Annotated in this window: 17 protein-coding genes; 3 read left to right on the top strand and 14 right to left on the bottom strand. The window is 33.1% G+C overall.

The window, feature by feature from the left end:
• Positions 1–19: 19 nt before the first annotated feature.
• The 7 genes from V6246_RS01485 to V6246_RS01455 form a co-directional block, all read right to left on the bottom strand.
• Positions 20–607 (bottom strand): hypothetical protein, encoded by a 588-nt coding sequence (locus tag V6246_RS01485; RefSeq protein ID WP_341558657.1) that lies wholly within the window; start codon positions 605–607, stop codon positions 20–22.
• 10 nt (positions 608–617) lie between these two features.
• Positions 618–1,208: an NUDIX domain-containing protein gene (locus V6246_RS01480; protein WP_341558656.1), complete on the bottom strand. Its 591-nt coding sequence runs from the start codon at positions 1,206–1,208 to the stop codon at positions 618–620.
• Positions 1,198–3,159, bottom strand: a complete 1,962-nt coding sequence (locus tag V6246_RS01475) for an AAA family ATPase (protein ID WP_282148314.1) — start codon at positions 3,157–3,159, stop codon at positions 1,198–1,200. Before V6246_RS01475 ends, V6246_RS01480 begins: the two co-directional genes overlap by 11 nt.
• Positions 3,160–3,272: 113 nt before the next feature.
• Entirely contained in the window at positions 3,273–3,632 is a 360-nt protein-coding gene (locus tag V6246_RS01470; RefSeq protein ID WP_341558655.1) for a four helix bundle protein, read from the bottom strand.
• Positions 3,633–3,723: 91 nt separating this feature from the next.
• Complete coding sequence (locus V6246_RS01465; protein ID WP_341558654.1) at positions 3,724–4,788, bottom strand: hypothetical protein; 1,065 nt, start codon at positions 4,786–4,788, stop codon at positions 3,724–3,726.
• A 34-nt stretch (positions 4,789–4,822) separates the two neighbouring features.
• Positions 4,823–5,290, bottom strand: a complete 468-nt coding sequence (locus V6246_RS01460; RefSeq protein WP_341558653.1) for a hypothetical protein — start codon at positions 5,288–5,290, stop codon at positions 4,823–4,825.
• Between the two features lie 212 nt (positions 5,291–5,502).
• Positions 5,503–6,846 (bottom strand): microtubule-binding protein, encoded by a 1,344-nt coding sequence (locus V6246_RS01455; protein WP_159019977.1) that lies wholly within the window; start codon positions 6,844–6,846, stop codon positions 5,503–5,505.
• 369 nt (positions 6,847–7,215) lie between these two features.
• Here V6246_RS01455 and V6246_RS01450 point away from each other — a divergent pair, with 369 nt between their 5' ends.
• Positions 7,216–7,413 carry a hypothetical protein gene (locus tag V6246_RS01450; RefSeq protein WP_233268011.1) on the top strand — a complete coding sequence of 66 codons (198 nt, stop codon included), beginning with the start codon at positions 7,216–7,218 and terminating at the stop codon, positions 7,411–7,413.
• Between the two features lie 376 nt (positions 7,414–7,789).
• Here the strand turns inward: V6246_RS01450 and ettA are convergent, their stop codons facing one another.
• Entirely contained in the window at positions 7,790–9,481 is a 1,692-nt protein-coding gene (gene ettA / locus V6246_RS01445) for an energy-dependent translational throttle protein EttA (RefSeq protein ID WP_159019975.1), read from the bottom strand.
• A gap of 61 nt (positions 9,482–9,542) precedes the next feature.
• Positions 9,543–9,725: a CAL67264 family membrane protein gene (locus V6246_RS01440; protein ID WP_042494706.1), complete on the bottom strand. Its 183-nt coding sequence runs from the start codon at positions 9,723–9,725 to the stop codon at positions 9,543–9,545.
• 274 nt (positions 9,726–9,999) lie between these two features.
• Here V6246_RS01440 and V6246_RS01435 point away from each other — a divergent pair, with 274 nt between their 5' ends.
• Complete coding sequence (locus tag V6246_RS01435) at positions 10,000–11,184, top strand: MFS transporter (RefSeq protein WP_341558652.1); 1,185 nt, start codon at positions 10,000–10,002, stop codon at positions 11,182–11,184.
• An 86-nt stretch (positions 11,185–11,270) separates the two neighbouring features.
• Here V6246_RS01435 and V6246_RS01430 read toward each other — a convergent pair whose 3' ends face one another.
• The 4 genes from V6246_RS01430 to V6246_RS01415 all read right to left on the bottom strand — a co-directional run bounded on the left by V6246_RS01430 (position 11,271) and on the right by V6246_RS01415 (position 13,394).
• Positions 11,271–11,993 carry a pirin family protein gene (locus tag V6246_RS01430; RefSeq protein ID WP_341558651.1) on the bottom strand — a complete coding sequence of 241 codons (723 nt, stop codon included), beginning with the start codon at positions 11,991–11,993 and terminating at the stop codon, positions 11,271–11,273.
• Positions 11,994–12,064: 71 nt separating this feature from the next.
• Positions 12,065–12,502 carry a MarR family winged helix-turn-helix transcriptional regulator gene (locus tag V6246_RS01425; protein WP_052415272.1) on the bottom strand — a complete coding sequence of 146 codons (438 nt, stop codon included), beginning with the start codon at positions 12,500–12,502 and terminating at the stop codon, positions 12,065–12,067.
• 2 nt (positions 12,503–12,504) lie between these two features.
• The gene (locus V6246_RS01420; RefSeq protein ID WP_341558650.1) at positions 12,505–13,035 is read right to left on the bottom strand and encodes an NADPH-dependent FMN reductase; all 531 of its coding nucleotides are present in this window, start codon (positions 13,033–13,035) and stop codon (positions 12,505–12,507) included.
• A gap of 2 nt (positions 13,036–13,037) precedes the next feature.
• Positions 13,038–13,394 carry a DoxX family protein gene (locus V6246_RS01415; protein WP_042494702.1) on the bottom strand — a complete coding sequence of 119 codons (357 nt, stop codon included), beginning with the start codon at positions 13,392–13,394 and terminating at the stop codon, positions 13,038–13,040.
• 148 nt (positions 13,395–13,542) lie between these two features.
• Between V6246_RS01415 and V6246_RS01410 the strand changes: the two genes are divergently transcribed.
• On the top strand, positions 13,543–15,171 hold the full coding sequence (locus V6246_RS01410) for an acyl-CoA carboxylase subunit beta (RefSeq protein WP_341558649.1): 1,629 nt from the start codon (positions 13,543–13,545) through the stop codon (positions 15,169–15,171).
• An 85-nt stretch (positions 15,172–15,256) separates the two neighbouring features.
• Here V6246_RS01410 and V6246_RS01405 read toward each other — a convergent pair whose 3' ends face one another.
• On the bottom strand, positions 15,257–18,709 hold the full coding sequence (locus tag V6246_RS01405) for a VIT domain-containing protein (RefSeq protein ID WP_341558648.1): 3,453 nt from the start codon (positions 18,707–18,709) through the stop codon (positions 15,257–15,259).
• Between the last annotated feature and the right edge of the window lie 186 nt (positions 18,710–18,895).

Genomic DNA, 18,895 nt, shown 5'->3' with positions numbered 1-18,895 from the left:
TTTATTGTTAACTTAAAACTTATTTATTCAGCTTTATTTTCTTCGCATTCTCGAACCTGAACTCATCTAAATCTTCAAGTTCTGTTTTAATTTTTTCTTTCCATTTTGAAACCTTTTCTTCATTTCTACCACTTTCAGTTTCTCTCATTAATTCTAATCTAACATTAGAAAACTCTACTATTATTTCGTTATTTATTTTTTCGACAATATCAAAACCTTTAGAAATTTGCCCTTTATCTTTTAATATTCGCTTTCTAAATTTTCTTGCTTGAATTTCAGCAAGGTCAAATTGCATTTGTTGAAAATCAATTTGTTTTTCAATACTCTCAACTTTTGTAGTATCTATCCAAGATGCATTTCCTAAAAACCGGTTTTTAATTTTATTATTCAGATTTCGCTTCATAAAATCGAATCCACCAATTGAATGAGAAATCATAAATTGAGCATAAACAGCATCGTTATTTTCGTTACTAATTTTTATTTTAAAATCATTTATAGTCAATTTTGAATCTGACCTCCATATTTTTTGACCATCTGGCAGTTCTTGTCCGAAACTAAAATTCAAACAATATATACTTAGCATAAAGATTAAAAATATTCTTTTCATTCCTGTTTTGTTAACTTGTAGACACCAAATTATTAATAATAGCATACTGCAACAAAACAATAGTCCGCATATCTTGAATTTCACCATTATTAAGCATCTCTATCGCTTCTTCAATAGGTAATTCTAGCACTTCAATATCTTCGGTTTCAGTTTCTACACCACCGCCTTCGCTCACTTTCATATCATCCGTATATTCAGCAATAAAAAAGTGCATTTTCTCGGTCATTACACCAGGCGAAGTATAGGCTTCGTAAACTTTGGTTACTTTATTTATGCGGTAACCAACTTCTTCTTCGGTTTCTCTAATAATACAGTCTTCCGGATTATCTTTATCCAACATCCCTGCAGTAATTTCTACCAAAAAGCCATCCTCATTATCGTTTTGATAGGTTGGCATTCTAAACTGTTTGGTTAAAATAACCGTTTGCTTTTCGGTATTGTAAAGTAAAATTCCTGCGCCATCTCCTCTATCGTAAACTTCGCGCATTTGGTTAACCCAAGTACCGTTAGACATTAAATAGTCGAAACTTAATTTTTTAAGAATGTAATAATTATCAGAAAGCAACGTGCTTTTTATATTTTTTAATCTGTTAGATGCCATTTTCAAAAGTTTTTCTTGCTGCGGTTTCTATATTTATTTGGTTTACTCTAGCGTCTACTTTGCGTTTAAAATCGGTATCGGCAATAGTGGCAACGTTATCTAAGTAACGCACTACTTCCTGACGTCTAATTTCAGAGAAATCTAAACCTTTCATATTCCCTTTCATCACTTCCTGAAGCATATTAAACTTAGTGTCATAATCTTGCTTAAAATAAATTTCAGGGTTTTCAAACCAACTTTCTTCTAAATCAAAATCGGTAAGACGTAAAGAAATAGCCGACTGAATATTTCTAACATCACGAGATGAAAAGAACGGGAAAGCCTTTTGCATTTCTTGATACAAATTGGCATAAAACAAATGCTCGTTACTTTTAAATTTAGCTTCCACCTTATCGCAAATAGCATGCACTCTAGCTTCACTAGGTTTACTAGATGTGTTTAATATTTCACCCATATTTTTAGAAAGCCCTTGATCGCTTAAATACTTATAACTTTCAGGGTTTTCCATGTTTACAAAATCGGGTAAAGATTGGTTTAGTTTATTCCACCAAATGTAATCTTGATCTAAAAAATCGTGCTCCGTTCGGGCTCCATCAATTTTAAAACGACCTTGTACACGAGAAATCACGGCTTTATCTAACATTTCGGGTAAATTGGTAAACAAACCAATAGAACTGTTACCGTAATTTACGGCATAAGCGCCTTCTGTATAACGTAAAAACACACCAATAACTTCTTTTACACCTGCAGATACGCCTTGAGCTGTACGCTCTTGTAAATTGTTTTCGGCATCATCAATAGGTGCGAAAATCAATTTTGCAGGATCTTGCATCGGTTTCATCCACTCTACCATTTTTTCTGCCGATCCACCTTGGAATGTAGAAATTAAAGTATCTGGCATAGGGTGAAACAAAAACGGGATTTCTAAATTATCACAATGCTCTTTTAAGCGTGTTGCAATAGCTGCAATAAGCATACTTTTTCCTGTACCAGGAATTCCATAGCCCATAAAAACGGGCATAAACCCTCCAAGTTCCTGAAACGGATTCTTTTTTGCCGTAAAATCGTAACTCAGCATACGCTCTGTTAAACGACGTGCAAAGTGCTTCGCATCTCGGTTACCTACAATTTGTTCAAATTTTATTTTGTTGAATTCAATACTTTTGGCAGTACCCGAAAACACATTATTCCAGCCGGATATAGCAAACTCCGATTTTTCGAGTTTATACGTTCTATCTTCAATGGTTTCCGTATACTCTAAACTACTTTTTCTAAGTTGAATTTCGCCAATTAAAGCCTCAAAATACACAACCGTAAAATCGATAACATCTTTATCAGACTTTACAATTTCTGGATGTCCAAGGTATTTATCAAAATAAAACAAACTACACGCAATTCCTTTTAAAGGTGATAACAATGAAACCTCCGGAATACCGGCAAATTTCTGTTTCATAACCGATAAATCGTCTGAAGCAAAAGGTTTTAAATCGTTTAGGATTTTATAAGCTGTTGAAAATAACATGAATGCCGTTGCGGTATGCATTTTACTTTCGAACTCACGTTTTCCGTTAGAATCTAAAGCCGATTTATTTTCGTTTAAACTAGATAATCCCGAAGCATCATAATAGCTATCCTTAATCCAAATGCCCAAAGTAATCCCTTCCTGCACAGCATAAAGAGTTTGATTTAAATGAATAGGAAGCGCTACAGAATCGGGCAATAATCGCTTTTTTAAGGCTAAAATCGTTTTAGAAACCGAAGTAATATCTACCGAAGAACCGCTATTTGCTCTAGATAAATAGAGTAAGATAGATTCGTCTTTAGCATCCTTATCTTTATTTTTAGCTCTTGAGCCTTGCTCCCATTGCACACTTTTTAAGTATGATGAAGCCTCGTCGCGAAGCATATCGAGTTCGGTAAGTTTTATCGGGAAAGTTGAGTTGTGTTCCATTTTTTTAGTTGGCAGTATTCAGTTTTCAGTAATCAGTCACTAATACTCAGTAAAACAGTTCTCTGTATTAACGTATTGGTATCTAATCTTTCTTTAAATATTCTCTGCTTTTTTTAGTTAAACTTTTCTGGGTTTTTCATCCTGTAATTAATGAGTTTCCCTATTTCTTCACTTTTATATTGTAATTCTTGTCTTTTTTCTTTTGAAATATAATCGCAAGCTAATGCAAAATCGAGCCATAATTGTGTTTCGGAATTTTCACTATCTGCATCGGATAGTTTACTTTTAAAATGTTTTTCATACTGGCGTTTTCTATAACCCTCAGCAATATTTGAACATACCGATCGACTTGATCTGACTATTTGAGAAATTAAAGCATATTGCTCAGAATTAGGAAAGCTTTTAGTGAGATGAAATATTTCCATCGCTAAATCGAATCCTTTTTGATAAGCCAATAATGTTTTAAAACTCATTTTATTTCAATTCTTCTACTTTATACTTTTTTCCTCCTTCACATTCAAATACGCTATGACTGCCTACTGAATACTGCAACTGAGTACTTTTCTACTTTTTAATATCTATTTTTAAACCCGAGACTTCAAACGGTGCTTTCGCTAATCCGTCTAACAACTCTGGTGTTTTATTATATAATAATTGAATGATACGGTGTGGTGCAAAAATGTATTTTTGCTTAAATACCGTATCCCATTTTTGAAGGGTTTGCTTGCTAAAAAAACTACCTTCTTTAAATTCACTTCCAGATGCAACTTCGTCTATTTCTAAAGAAATGGCATAAGACTCTAAGGGAATTTCCTTTTTAGCAATAGATTCTAAAATAGTATGGGTTACTAAGTTTTCATCTTTTGCAAATACGTTGTGTATTGGGCCCAAATCAACACGTTTTATAAGTTTAGGAGATACTTTTGGTAATTTTCTATCTATAGTATACGCCATAGTATCTAACGACATTTTACGATCTGATGTGGTTTTTAAGACCTCGTAAATTTCATCTTTATAATCGTTTATTCGGCTACCATCATAATTAAAATACATAAAACAGATAAATGGCCTGTTTAAGGAGACATCAAAAAATGACCAGCTTATTAATAAATCAGCTATCGAGTTTTGCGGTGCGCCCAATATTTTACCTTGTACAAAACGGTTAAAAATATATTCTTTCTTTACTGATGAATAATACACAATAGATGCGGCTTGAAACAACTTTCGTTTAGAAACGGGCTGCTTTTTATGCATTAAAGTATTTAAAAAATCTTCTTTTAAAGTTGCTATTGGTGTTAGCTTTTCTAAATATTCTTGACGCAATTCTAGATCGTTAAACAGATACCGGAATTCTAAATAATTAGGAAAACCAGACTCGGTTAAATCGACTTTCATATTATCTTCATCATCATACATGTATTTAATACGCATGGCTTCGATGGAATATAATAGTAAATCTGAATATTGTTTGAATAACTGTATTTCTTGCTCGTTACAAAGTTTTTGCCTTTGCACGGCAACTATAAGTTCTTTAAAAACAAAGTCGACCATTTTATGATAAAAGACATACTGCTCCTTGGAATCTAGAATGGCAGAGTCTAATGGTGTAACTATTTGGTTTATTGACATTTATTTTAATTAAATATGAATCTTTACAGATTGTTTATTTTGATGCTTTTTCGAAAATAACATCACCTGATTTTAATAACACGTTTCCAGCCTTTATGCTTTTGGATAGGTGAATTACATTCAAGTCCTTTCCGTTTCTTGAATATTCGAGAATAACACCGTTTTCTAAATTAGCGTTTGGCCCCATAATTTTTATGGAACTCTCAGTTTCTTTGGTACTCCAAGACCCTATAATAGTTTTGATTTCACCGCCTTTAGAAACTACAAAATGAGCAGTATAATCTTTTTTGAAATCAATTTCGAGAATAGAACTAGCTCTATATTTTTTAGCTGCTGGCGAATGGCTGTTTTGAATCCACTTACCAATAAAGACTTTATCATCCTGATTCTGGTTGATAACGGCTATTGTATAATTTATGTTAGATTGAAAAGTAGCTTTAGTTTTAAAAGATGTTAAGGTGATAAAAGCAGATAAAATAATGATGATATGTAATGATTTCATTTGGCTATTTTAAAGTAACATCTGTTTTAAAAACTGGCCTTTGGTATAATCCCGCGTTAAGGATTGAACGGCCTGTTTGAGCTCCCCGACCTTAGGAGGGAGCGAGTAGTGAAAGCCTGACTTTTTACGATGCTGCAAGGTTTACTTAAAAACCTTGCAGTATTGTAAAAAGGAACGCCCACTATTTTATAAGTGTTTTGTTCTTTACTTTTTTAGCTTAACAAATCGTCCTCAGTGGTTGCTGGTTTTGGCGTTCCTGCTGGTTCACCTCCATCACCTTGTGGTGCATTTGCATCTGCTTTATAATAATCTTCGAAAATTTCTTTCATGTCGATACCATAACGCTCTGCAAAGTTCTTTTGAATTTCGCCATCTTTAGCACGAATTTCTTGTAAAGCCTCTGCATAACTGCTATAAACACCTTGCATAACTTTTTCGTGAACTGGAATATTATCCATCATATCTTGACGTGCTTTAGCACTTGCAGTATGCATAGAGGCTAAGGTTTGGCCAATATGCTCATCGGTTTTTACACCTAAATGCTCTAAAATTGCTGCAAATTCTTGATCGGTTCTAGCTTTTAAAGCTACAACGTAACCATCGTAATATTTAAGACGCTCTTCGGTATCCGACTTTAATTTAGCACGATGCGTTTGCAAGTTACTACGTAAAGACGTTAATACTTTTATGGTTAAATTATGCTTGTGCACAAAACTATCTTTACTGGCAGCTAGCGTAGTATAAGCGTTTTTAAGACCTTCTAACTCTTCTACTTTTTGCTCTAAAGCCGTCATTTTACCAATAGCCTCAGAATACTCAGTAGATTGTTTATCGGCAATATCTTCTAGTTCTTGGCGCGCCTGTTTTAACAAAGCGTACTGCTCTTCTAGCTTTCCTTCTACTTCTTTCTTTTTCTCTAAAGCTTTAGTATGGTTTTTAGAAGCTTCTACAATCGCATCCTTTAGTTTTTCTTCAACCTCTTTAATTTCTACTTCACGATTTTTTAAACGTGTTACAGCAGCTTGAGATTTGTATGACAACTCACTTAAAAGTGTTTGTATATCAGCACTTTCTATACGCTCTTGAAACATAGCTTTGGCCTTATTATCGGCTCCTGCACGTACTTTCTCTGCTTCTTTATATTCGGTTTGCTCTTTTTTAATCTTGCTTTTACGTCCCCATAGATTGTTCCACCAAGTATCTGCCTTATTTTCAGCATCTTCTAGCTCTATTCGAGCACGCTCTAATGCCTTTTGAGCATCGTCGATTACTTTTTGTTCTGTTGGGTTTAATGCTGAAAATTTTTCGAACATAATACCAACTTCATCTTGATAATCTGTTAAATCTTTAATAGCATCTAGAAGCGTAGAACGGTCTTTTTCTGCCATATGAACAACATCGTCCAAGGTGGCGTTCAGAATTTTTTGACGTACTTCTGGATCGTCCTCTTGAGACAATTTAGATTTCATGGTGTCTATGGCTTTTCCCCAATTGACATCTACTTTTTCTGTTTTTTCGTTTGAATTAGTTTCTAATAAATCAAAATCATCGGACATATGAATACTGTATTATTTAAGATTAAACATTTTTGCGTAAGCAATTTCGGTAAAATTTGTGAGTTGTAAAAGTAAAACCAAAATATAGTTATATCGATTTAAAAATTTCACTTTTAATTCTTACAAAATATAAGTCTATCACTTTTTAAAAATGTTACAATTCTTTTTCGTGTTTTTATTTTAAAACCCTACTATGAAGACATATAGAACCTCCTTTTTGTAGTAAAAAACTTTGATAAAGTTGTGAATAATAATTAAATAGAGGAAAAACCTTATAAAAAAACATTATCTTTGAAACGCTATTAATTATACTTTACCGAAAACATGTTGAATTTTCAACTACATATAGTATCGTTAACAATTGTACTTGTGTCCCAATCTGCAATCGCAACTATACTTACTATTGTACTTATATTTTTTGCTGCACTTTTATGTCTTGGTGTTAGAAAATCTTACTTACTAAAGAAGGAAAACGAGCGCTTAGAATCGATGAATCCTCAAATAGAAGATGAAAAAGATAAGCCCTACAAAGATTTTACACAAAGCCACATGTACGATAAAAAATAGCTGTTTTGAATACTAATATTATTTTGAGCGTTTTTAGATTACAAAGAAAACAAACTGTTTTTTTAGAAAATATAAACCCATGAATTTATAATTCGTAAACCCCATAATATGCAGAATACAATAGAACACCTAAATAGCTTAAACACTCTAATTTCAATTCTTTCTATCGCATTTATTACAATGTTAGTTTTATTTACACTAAACCTATACAAGGTTTATAAACTAAAAAAGAAAAATTCCCTTTTAGAAACGGAATTAAGGACGTTAAAAACAAACTCCGATCACGCTTAAAAAAGAACCGTTTATATAAAGTTTATTCATAAAAAAAACGCCCACTTTTCAGTGGGCGTTTTTTTAATTTTATACTGTAGAAAAATTATCTAACTAGTTTTTTGTACTTAATTCGTTTTGGCATTAAATCTCCACCAAGACGTTTCTTTTTATTTTCCTCATAATCAGAGAAACTACCTTCGAAGAAATAGACTTGCGAATCGCCTTCAAAAGCTAAAATGTGTGTACAAATACGATCTAAAAACCAACGGTCGTGACTAATAACAACGGCACACCCTGCAAAGTTTTCTAAACCTTCTTCTAAAGCTCTTAATGTATTTACATCTAAATCATTGGTTGGCTCATCGAGAAGCAATACGTTTCCTTCTTCTTTAAGCGTCATAGCTAAATGTAAACGGTTACGCTCTCCACCAGAAAGTAATTTCACCTTCTTGTTTTGTTCGCCACCAGAGAAATTAAATCGACTTAAATAAGCTCTAGAATTTACTTCTTTGCCGCCCATCATTACCAATTCTTGTTCATCACTAAAGTTTTGCCAAATTGTTTTTTCTGGATCTATATTAGAGTGTTTTTGATCTACATAAGCCAACTTAGCCGTATCTCCAACTTTAAACTCACCTTTATCTGGAGTTTCCTCACCCATAATCATTCTGAAAATAGTGGTTTTACCAGCACCATTTGGCCCAATAACACCAACTATACCAGCTTGAGGTAGGTTGAAGTTTAAATTATCATACAACAACTTATCATCGTAACCTTTGGCTACACCAGAAGCTTCGATAACATTAGTACCTAAACGAGGACCATTAGGGATGTATATTTCTAATTTTTCGTCAAGTTGTTTTTGATCTTGACTCATTAATTTATCGTAATTATTTAAACGCGCTTTCTGCTTCGTTTGGCGTCCTTTTGCTCCTTGACGTACCCATTCTAGCTCACGTTCCAACGTTTTTTGACGTTTAGAAGCTGTTTTGCTTTCTTGAGCCATACGTTTAGATTTTTGATCTAACCAAGATGAGTAGTTCCCTTTCCAAGGAATACCTTCACCTCTATCTAATTCTAAAATCCAACCCGCTACATTATCCAAAAAGTATCTATCGTGCGTTACAGCAATTACAGTACCCTTATATTGTGCTAAATGATGCTCTAACCAATGTACAGATTCTGCATCTAAATGGTTGGTAGGCTCATCTAAAAGTAATACATCTGGTTCTTGTAAAAGTAAACGACATAATGCTACACGACGCTTTTCTCCACCAGATAATACACCAATTTTTTTATCGCCATCTGGAGTACGTAACGCATCCATAGCAATTTCTAATTTAGTGTCTAATTCCCAAGCGTTAGACGCATCAATTTGATCTTGAAGTTCCGCTTGGCGGTTCATCAATTTCTCCATTTTGTCGGCATCAGAATATACTTCTTCTAAACCAAACTGATCATTAATTTTATTGTACTCATCAAGAATAGCAACCGTTTCGGCTGCTCCCTCGCGCACAATTTCCATTACAGTTTTATCATCATCCAACTGTGGTTCTTGTTCTAAATACCCAACTGAATAATCTTGAAGAAAAGTAACATCACCTTGATAGTTTTTATCGACACCAGCGATAATTTTTAACAAAGTAGATTTACCAGATCCGTTAAGACCTAAAATTCCAATTTTAGCTCCGTAAAAGAAACTTAAATAAATGTTTTTTAATACAGGTGTATTTGCACCCGGAAATGTCTTGGTTAAACCAGACATTGAAAATATTATTTTTTTATCGTCACTCATTTTTTGTAATTATCTATTTAAAATGGTTTAAGATTTTAATTATTGCGTTTAAATTCTAAATTTAAACACGTCCTTTTAGCGCGTTAAACACCCAAGCCACAGCAAAAAAGCCGAAACCTACAGCTGCAAAACCCCAGCCAGCAACATCATCGTATCGAAAAGCGCCTAATGCTATTAAACCTAATCCTACGAAAATCATTATAATTGTAGCCCAAGCTAAAACCGTGTTTTTATTCATTGCCATATTCTTTCTCTTGTATTGATGGTTAGTCTAAAGGCAAATATCGGATTTTTACCAGTAAAACTAAAGTTCTATTCATTATATTTTTTAAAGATTATGTATTTATGTATGAATTAGAAATATAAGAATAAAGCAAAACACGAACGCCTTTCTTATTCTTTTAACCACTTTTTACCATTTATATTAAACACTTCTCAATTAACTTTTATTTAATAATAAATCCACAATCAACACCGCTTGTAACTCCTATTTTTGCAGTTGATTAAAATCTAATTGAATGAACAAAGCCCTACTTTCTTTAGCTATTGGCGGATTCGGAATTGGCCTTACCGAATTTGTAATTATGGGTATATTACCCGATATAGCAACCTCTTTTGATATTAGCATCCCTATGGCCGGACATTTTATTTCGGCTTATGCTTTAGGCGTAGTTGTTGGTGCGCCAACACTTACCGGTTTAGGTAGCAAATGGCCGGCGCACAAAGTGTTACTACTTTTAATGCTATGGTTTACGGTGTTTAATACCTTATCATCTTTCGCAACTGGATATAATTCTTTTATAGTATTACGCTTTTTATCAGGTTTGCCACATGGAGCATTCTTTGGTATTGGAGCTGTGGTTGCCGGGAAATTATCTAAAAAAGGAAAAGAAGCACAAGGCATCGCCATTATGTTTAGTGGTTTAACCTTTGCGAACTTATTAGGAGTTCCGTTAGGGACCTATTTAGGTAAGCATTTTAACTGGAATGTTTCATTTTTAATGGTTGGTATTGTTGGCGTTTTAGCGGTTTTAGCGGTTAAATTTTGGATGCCAACTTTAAAACAATCTTCAGAAATTAGTTTTATTAAAGAATTTAAAATCTTTAAACGTTTAGAACTTTGGCTTATCATATTGCTAACAACCATCGGTACTGGAGGCTTCTTTGCTTGGTACAGTTATATTGCACCATTAATTACCGATGTTGCAGGGCATGATAAACAAGTGGTGTCCTACGCCATGATTCTTGCGGGATTAGGTATGGTTATCGGTAACGTTATTGGTGCCAAACTTGCCGAAAAACTCCAACCTATAATGGCTGTGTTAATCACACTTGTATTTATGGCTGTTTGTTTAGTATTAAACACCTATTTAGCTTCCGATAAGGTTATGGTTTTAGTAATGACGTTTGTAATTGGTATGATAACATTTTGTTTATCAACTCCAATTTCGTTAGCCATCATTAATGCTTCTAAAGGAGGCGAAACATTAGGCTCTTCACTAAACCAAAGCGCATTTAATGTAGGTAATGCAGCTGGCGCTTACTTTGCCGGCTTACCAATTGCAATGGGTTATGGTTATACATCTGCCGATTGGGTTGGTGCAGGTATGGCCGCTCTGGGTGTTTTTATTGCCTTCGGAATTATTCTATATAGGAATTATCGCTTTAAGCGGAAAAATAAAATGAAAGCGTGCTACTCTTAATAGCAATTTAAAATATTTTCAAAATGAAAAAAGACTGTCTAAATTTAATTTAAACAGTCTTTTTTTTATGTCTTAAACTTTATGTTTTAGAATAACATCGGTACCTCTATAAGAAGTAAACTAGCATCTTCTTTTGAGTGTATTTCAAATATATTTGTTTCTGAAACACCTATAGCATCCCTAGAATTTAAAAGTGAATTATTGATGATTACTTCTCCAGAAATCGTCATGACATAAACACCATGATTTTCAGATTTCAAATTATAACTGAAGGTGTTGTCTTTATCCAAATCTATTCGAGAAATTACCGAATCTTGATGAATTTTTAAACTACCTTCATGAGTTTCATCTATTGAGGTTACCAAGGTTTGAAGTTTGTTTTTTCTTTCATCTACATTGAACATTTTTTGATCATATCTAGGTGTTACGTTTTCCTTATTTGGTATAACCCAAATTTGAAATAAGGATAAATGCTCGTCTACCGAACCATTAATTTCAGAATGTTCTAAACCTGTTCCGGCCGACATAATTTGAACTTCACCCGGTAAAACCGCCTGCCATGCATCATGCATAGAATCGCGATGTTTTAGCACGCCTTTTAACGGAATAGTAATAATTTCCATATTATCATGCGGATGTGTACCAAAGCCCATTTTAGGCGCAATAACATCATCATTTAAAACACGTAAAGCTCCAAAATTTACTTTTTCTGGATTATGAAAATTAGCAAAACTAAAAGAATGATTGGCCTGCAACCATCCATGATTTGCAAACCCTCTACTATCTGCTGTATGAATTATTGTTTTCATAGTATTATACGTTTTTATTAAAACCTCAGCTTAAAATTTCAAAAACTATTTAAAGTTAAAAAGCTGTATTATTATCTCATTTTATCAAGTAAATCGCTTAATTGTCCTGCTTCTTCTTCATTTAAATTTTTAAACAAATCGGAATTCAATGTATTTGGTATAGATTCTAATAAATCGATGCCTTTTTTGGTGATTTCTATATTAACTACACGCCTATCTTCCTTCGAAGGCAAACGTTCTATATAATCTTTGGCATATAATTTATCCATTAATCGTGTTGCATTAGGCGCTCGTTCTACCATTCTATCTTTTATCACTTGCACACTTAAAGGTTCTTTTGCACCATTTAAAATTCTTAAAATATTGAACTGTTGTGCCGAAATACCAAAGGGTTTAAAAAACTCAGTTTGGTAACTCGCAATCCAATTTGCTGTGTAAAGAACGTTAAGCATCGCTTTTACCCTATTGCTAGGGAATTTCGAATTGATATCTTTACTTATATCGCCCACAATTATAGACTATTTTGAAGTTTATTAACTGCTTCTTTTAACTGAGCATCTAGTGCGTTGTCTACTATTTTATTTTCCTTAAAATTATCACCGAAAAAAGGAAGTGAAAAACTCTCTACAATGTTTCCATCATGAAAAGGGAAACGACCTTTAGCGATCTCTAAAACAGATAAACCACCTCGCCCACCTGGTGATGTTGCCATAAGTAACATTGGTTTTTTGAAAAATAATTTACCTTCAATTCTAGACATCCAATCGAACAAGTTTTTAAAAACCACAGAATACGCGCCATTATGTTCGGCTAACGATAGTATAATACCATCTGTATTTTTTAAAATTTCTAAAAACCGATGTGCATCTTTTGGAATGCCATGTTCATTTTCATGATCCATACCATAAAGTGGTAAATCAAAATCGTTTAAATCTAACACAGTAGTTTCTACATTTTCAACCAAACTCGCAGCGTAAGTTGCTAACTGCTTGTTAATAGATTGTTTACTATTACTTCCTGCAAATGCTATAATTTTTTTCATAATTATTTATTTATTCTTTTATTAAAAATATACGATACTATTAAAAACACTAATGCTAACGCTGCTGTCATGTGTCCGCCATCATTCACCATTATATGCGCAAAAAAAGCTAAAACGAAAGCAAAAAAGAAACCTGAATAAGCCCACTCTTTTAATGCCTTAAAGTTAGGATTCCATACTGCAAATAAACCAAGTAATTTTAAACCTGCATACGGATAAATTAAATACGGCGGGTAACCTAAACTAGTAAATGCGCCAACAATAGCTTCATGTTTAAAAACATACATGTAAACCGAAAACAATACAATTACAGATAATAAACCTGTTGCGATATAAAATATAATTTTATCTCTTTTCATCTTATTTTTATTTCAATATTAGAGTACAAAACTAATCAAAATAAATTTATATTCCAAGGAATATATTTCCATGGTTTATATTTTAACAAAACATTCGCTTTAAAATTGATTACGGGTTTTGTAAATTCGTGCAAATAAAATTTCGACCATGGACATTAACTTCAATAAAAACGAAGATCATAATAAACTCTTACTTTCCGAATTAAAAAAACGCCTTGTTAAAGTAAAACTCGGTGGCGGAAAAAGTCGTATCGAGAAACTACATAGTAAAGGTAAAATGACGGCTAGAGAACGTATTGACTTTTTATTAGATCCAAAAAAGAAATCTATTGAAATTGCCGCCTTTGCTGGTGAAGATATGTACGCCGAACATGGCGGATGCCCATCTGGTGGTGTGGTTGTAAAAATGGGTTATGTAAAAGGTAAACAATGTATTGTGGTTGCTAATGATGCTACTGTAAAAGCTGGAGCTTGGTTCCCCATTACTGGGAAGAAAAACTTACGTGCCCAAGAAATTGCTATAGAAAACAGACTGCCTATTATCTATCTTGTAGATTCTGCCGGTGTGTATTTGCCTTTACAAGACGAAATTTTCCCAGATAAAGAACATTTCGGACGCATTTTTAGAAACAACGCTATAATGAGTAGCATGGGTATTACTCAAATTGCTGCCGTTATGGGAAGTTGTGTTGCTGGTGGTGCTTATTTACCAATTATGAGCGATGAAGCTTTAATTGTAGATAAAACAGGTAGTATATTTTTAGCTGGAAGTTACTTAGTAAAAGCAGCTATTGGTGAAACTATAGATAATGAAACTTTGGGCGGTGCTACAACACATTGCGAAATATCGGGTGTTACCGATTATAAAGCTAAAGATGATGCCGATGCTTTAAATACTATTAAAAATATTATTGATAAAATTGGTGATTTTGATAAAGCCGGTTACAACCGTAGTGAAGTTAAAAAACCAAAAGAAAACCCTGAAGATATTTACGGGATTTTGCCTAAAAGCCGTGCCGATCAATATGATATGTACGAAATTATTAAGCGCGTAGTCGATAACTCTGAGTTTGATGAATATAAAGCTGGTTACGGACAAACCATAATTACAGCTTACGCGCGTATTGATGGTTGGGCTGTTGGTATTGTTGCCAACCAACGTAAACTAGTTAAAACGGCTAGTGGAGAAATGCAATTTGGTGGTGTTATTTATAATGATAGCGCCGATAAAGCCACACGTTTTATTGCCAATTGTAATCAAAAGAAAATTCCATTAGTGTTTTTACAAGATGTTACTGGCTTTATGGTAGGTAGTAAAAGTGAACATGGTGGCATTATAAAAGATGGTGCCAAAATGGTGAATGCAGTAAGTAATTCGGTGGTGCCAAAATTTACTATTATTATAGGAAATAGTTACGGTGCCGGAAATTATGCCATGTGTGGAAAAGCCTACGACCCAAGATTAATTGTAGCTTGGCCAAGTGCTGAACTTGCGGTTATGAGCGGAAACTCTGCTGCAAAAGTCTTACTTCAAATTGAAAAAGCATCTTTACTTAAAAAAGGAGAAGAAATTACTCCGGAAAAAGAAGCTGAGCTTTTTAATAAAATTAAAGATAGATATGATAGTCAAGTATCTCCATACTATGCGGCTGCCCGTATTTGGACCGATGCTATTATAAACCCATTAGATACAAGAACCTGGATTAGTATGGGTATTGAGGCTGCTAACCACGCTCCTATTGAGAAGCCATTCAATTTAGGGATTTTACAGGTTTAAGGATTCAATCTTCTTGTAAAATAAAAAACTCTCAGGCTAATTGGTAACCTGAGAGTTTTTTGTTTAATTCAAAATATGTTTTCTATTACATACTTACGGTGCCTACTTCAATTTCATCTTCTTTTTTATTTAAGCGTAATATTCTAATTTCCTTCTTTTCATTTTTTCTTCCATAATTAGTAAATATGGTCACCTTTAAAGTTGTTGGTCCAGATATTTTTTGAACCTGATCGGCATAATAATCTACAAGAATTTCATAATCTCCTTTCGAAGCTTTTTTAATCATGAATTCTTCTGGACCATAACCTTCAGTTATATCTTCAGAAAGTCGCCCGCCATCTTTAGAGGTCTTATTACTGTAGAGTACTTTTTCGTCGTTAGGATTTTCAACCCAAAGATCTAAATCTGTATCATTATGGTTCCAATCTATCACAACTCTAATATCTACATCAAATGTTTTAAGTAACTTTCTTTGATTTTCAGTTAATGTTATCTCGTCTTCATGTTGCGACGCCAAGTGGCACGCTTCTACATAGGCAATGTGCTCAATACCATAAAAACGTTCATCTTCATCTTTTTCTAGTAATTCGCCATTTACAATTCTAAATAAGATGTCAAAGGCTTTTTGATATTCACCTACGGCTTCATAAGCTAATGCTAAATCGCGATAAGAATGAGGTTCTTCTGGTCTTAATTTCAAAATCTCTTGATAAACATAAACCGCTAAAGCGTCTTCTTTAAAATACTGCAATTTATAGGCTAAGGCTCTACTAAGTTCATGGTTATCTAAATCTATTTCAATTAAATTAGTTACAATCTGCACCGCTAATTCCCTTTGATTAATAGAATCGAAATACTCTGCGATATCCATAAAAAATGTTGGTGTGTTTTTATACGTTTCTCGTAATTTTAAATACGCATTATAAGCTATTTCCGGAGTTTCAGATTTAGATAAGTTTACCAAGTACTCTGCTTTAGGCGACCAGGGCTTGAAAACAATTTCTTCGTCAATCTTTCTATTTAATGCTTCAATTTTTTCTTTGTTTTCCAGTATTCCGCTTTTAGTTGAAATGAGAATAACACCATTTGAAGCTCTACTTCCATAAATAGAACTCCCTGCTCCATCTTTTAAAACTCTAATATTATCAATGTTTTTTGCCGAAATATCTTTAAAATCTTCCTCTGAATACACGATACCATCAACAACATATAATGGTGCATTCTCACTATCATTCAAATTTAATCCATGAACACGAATTGAAGCATCATCTGTATTGTTCGGTGCTCGTTTTGACTCCATATTTAATCCCACAACACGCCCTTGCAAAGCTTCAACTACTATATTTTCGTTTTCTATACTTTCCGAAGAAACTGTTGTAACAGCCCCAGTAACATAAGTTCTTTTTTGCACGCCGTAACCAACCACAATAACTTCATCTAAAGACGACGTATCTTCTTTTAAAGCTACATTAACAACAAAATTTGAACCAAGAGTTACTTCTTCAGTTAAAAAACCAATGTAAGAATAGACCAAAATTGATCCGAACTCTGCATTAATCATATACTTACCATCAAAATCTGTAACAGCAGCAAAAACATCATTTTTCACATAAATATTTACACCAGGAAGCGGTTCTCCGCTAATGCTCGTAACATAACCACTAATTATCCTTTTAGTAGAATCTATAACTCGTGTAAAACTTGAATTTGATGTATTTGAATTTGCCCCAGGTGCTCCATTATGCTGTAACGGTGTTGTGTTCGTTTCTGTACGCTCTTGTCTAGGTTTTTTAATATCTTTTATATTTTTAGAAAAATCTTTACTGTACCATCTCATTAAATCTATGTATTCCGAAAGCAAATCATGTTTTCTACTTTCTACTTGTTTTAATCTATCTGCTTCATTGGCTTCTTCTTGTTTTACAAGCTCTTTATATCTTGCTTTCAATTCTGTTGGAGGTTCAATTTTATAACGTGCATAATCTTCAACACGATCTAAAATTATCATAGAGGTATATGCTGTAATCAAATGGTTTTTTAATGCCAATTGAATAATTTCATCTTTATTTTCTTCGGAATTTTTATTTAAATAATTCAGCTTTTGCTTTGCCCATAAACGTTTCACCGTTGGGCTATTTTCTAGATTTTCTAGATTAACCTTTACCCTATCTGTTATATCATTGTTATAGCCGAATAACAATTCTATGGTTGTATTGGCTTTAAACTTTCCGGATAACGAAAAATCTTCATTTACAATAGTATTTTTTAACGGGTAGACATCATATACCTTGTCATTTTTAGCAACTCCCAAAAACCTATAATTCTCTCTAGTAATAGTTTTTATAGCTTGTTTCACCTCAACGTTAGATAGGTTTACATAATTTGCTTGACTTGTATGCGACAACTGAGAAAGCCTGTTATGGTTTGCTGACGTTAAAGAATTAATAGCATAAATAGCACCATTATTTGTTGGCTTAAAATCGCCTAAATTAAACATACCATCTGTAAAGAGTAAATTGGTTTCAGAAATATGATTTTCTAAATCAATGTAAGATGTGCCACCATCGTAAACTACATTTTCGAGGGCTTTTTTAACCACATTCCAATTTCCATTTTTTATATTATATGTGTTATTACTTCTAATTTTGGTATTAAACACAACCACATTCAATTTAACGTTTTCTAGATATTGTAAATAGGCATCTAACAACTCAAATTCTTTATCTAGTTTTCTGCGTTCCATAGAATATGATGCATCCCAAAAAACAGTAATAGCCTTTGGTTTCGATTTTAATCGTGATTTTGGCTTAAAAGATTTATAAAAATTAAAATAATCATTATAAGTGGTTAAGTTGGCTTTATCTTCCAACCTCATTTCTAAAGTAATGGTGTTTCTAGGAGTAAAATTTGCAGCTTTGAAACTTGCTTTTTTAAGTCCTAATGCATTTCTAAACTTCAAATCATTATAAATAGAAGGATCTGTAATTTGAATATTTTTCTTTCCGAAGGCATTTATTTCAATAGAAAAATGCGATAACTTATTTTCAAAATTTAAAGGTATTTGGTAGCTGTGCTTTTGGTTATTGGCAACAAGTGTTTGCTCATAAGTTATTTCTATCTCTTTATAACCTTTAGCCGGAATTGGATAAACTCTAGCTTTATAGTTGTTCCCTTTTGTCATCTCCAAAAAACCCGGATCTATGTTTTTTCTTATTGTGCTTTCGTAAGCTACGCGTCCTAATTCTTTTTCTACAATAGCAGCATGCCTCATGCTTCCATTAACATCCATAGCGAAATCTGTAACCGATTGTCCTTGACCTAAAGGAAACGCCAACTCGCCTTCTAATACAGTATTTGAGCCATTATAAAATTTCATTTTATAAGTGGTTAAAGCCACATTACCTGTAATGTTAACCTCAACATTTAAATTAATAAGTTTTAATCTAGAGTTATCTTTTAATTTAACTTCTGGAATGTTTTGAGCATACAAGCTTACACTCAAAAAAAGACATAATAATTGGAAGTAGTACTGTTTCATAATAAGTAATGAATTTTAGGTTCTAGATAAAACTATGCTTATTACAACACTTAGAAAAATGACAATGAGTGAAACTAACTTTTGATTGAGTGTAGAGTAAAAAATCGTCATATGGTTCAAAATTACCCATTAAAAGTCGAATTAAAATTTAAATCTTATTTTTGCTTCATATAGCTATAACTCCCT

It is taken from the genome of Algibacter sp. TI.3.09, from assembly GCF_038154905.1.
Lineage (GTDB): Bacteria > Bacteroidota > Bacteroidia > Flavobacteriales > Flavobacteriaceae > Algibacter.
Note: the sequence above shows the minus strand (reverse complement) of the source record. Positions and strands in the feature narration are given on the sequence as shown.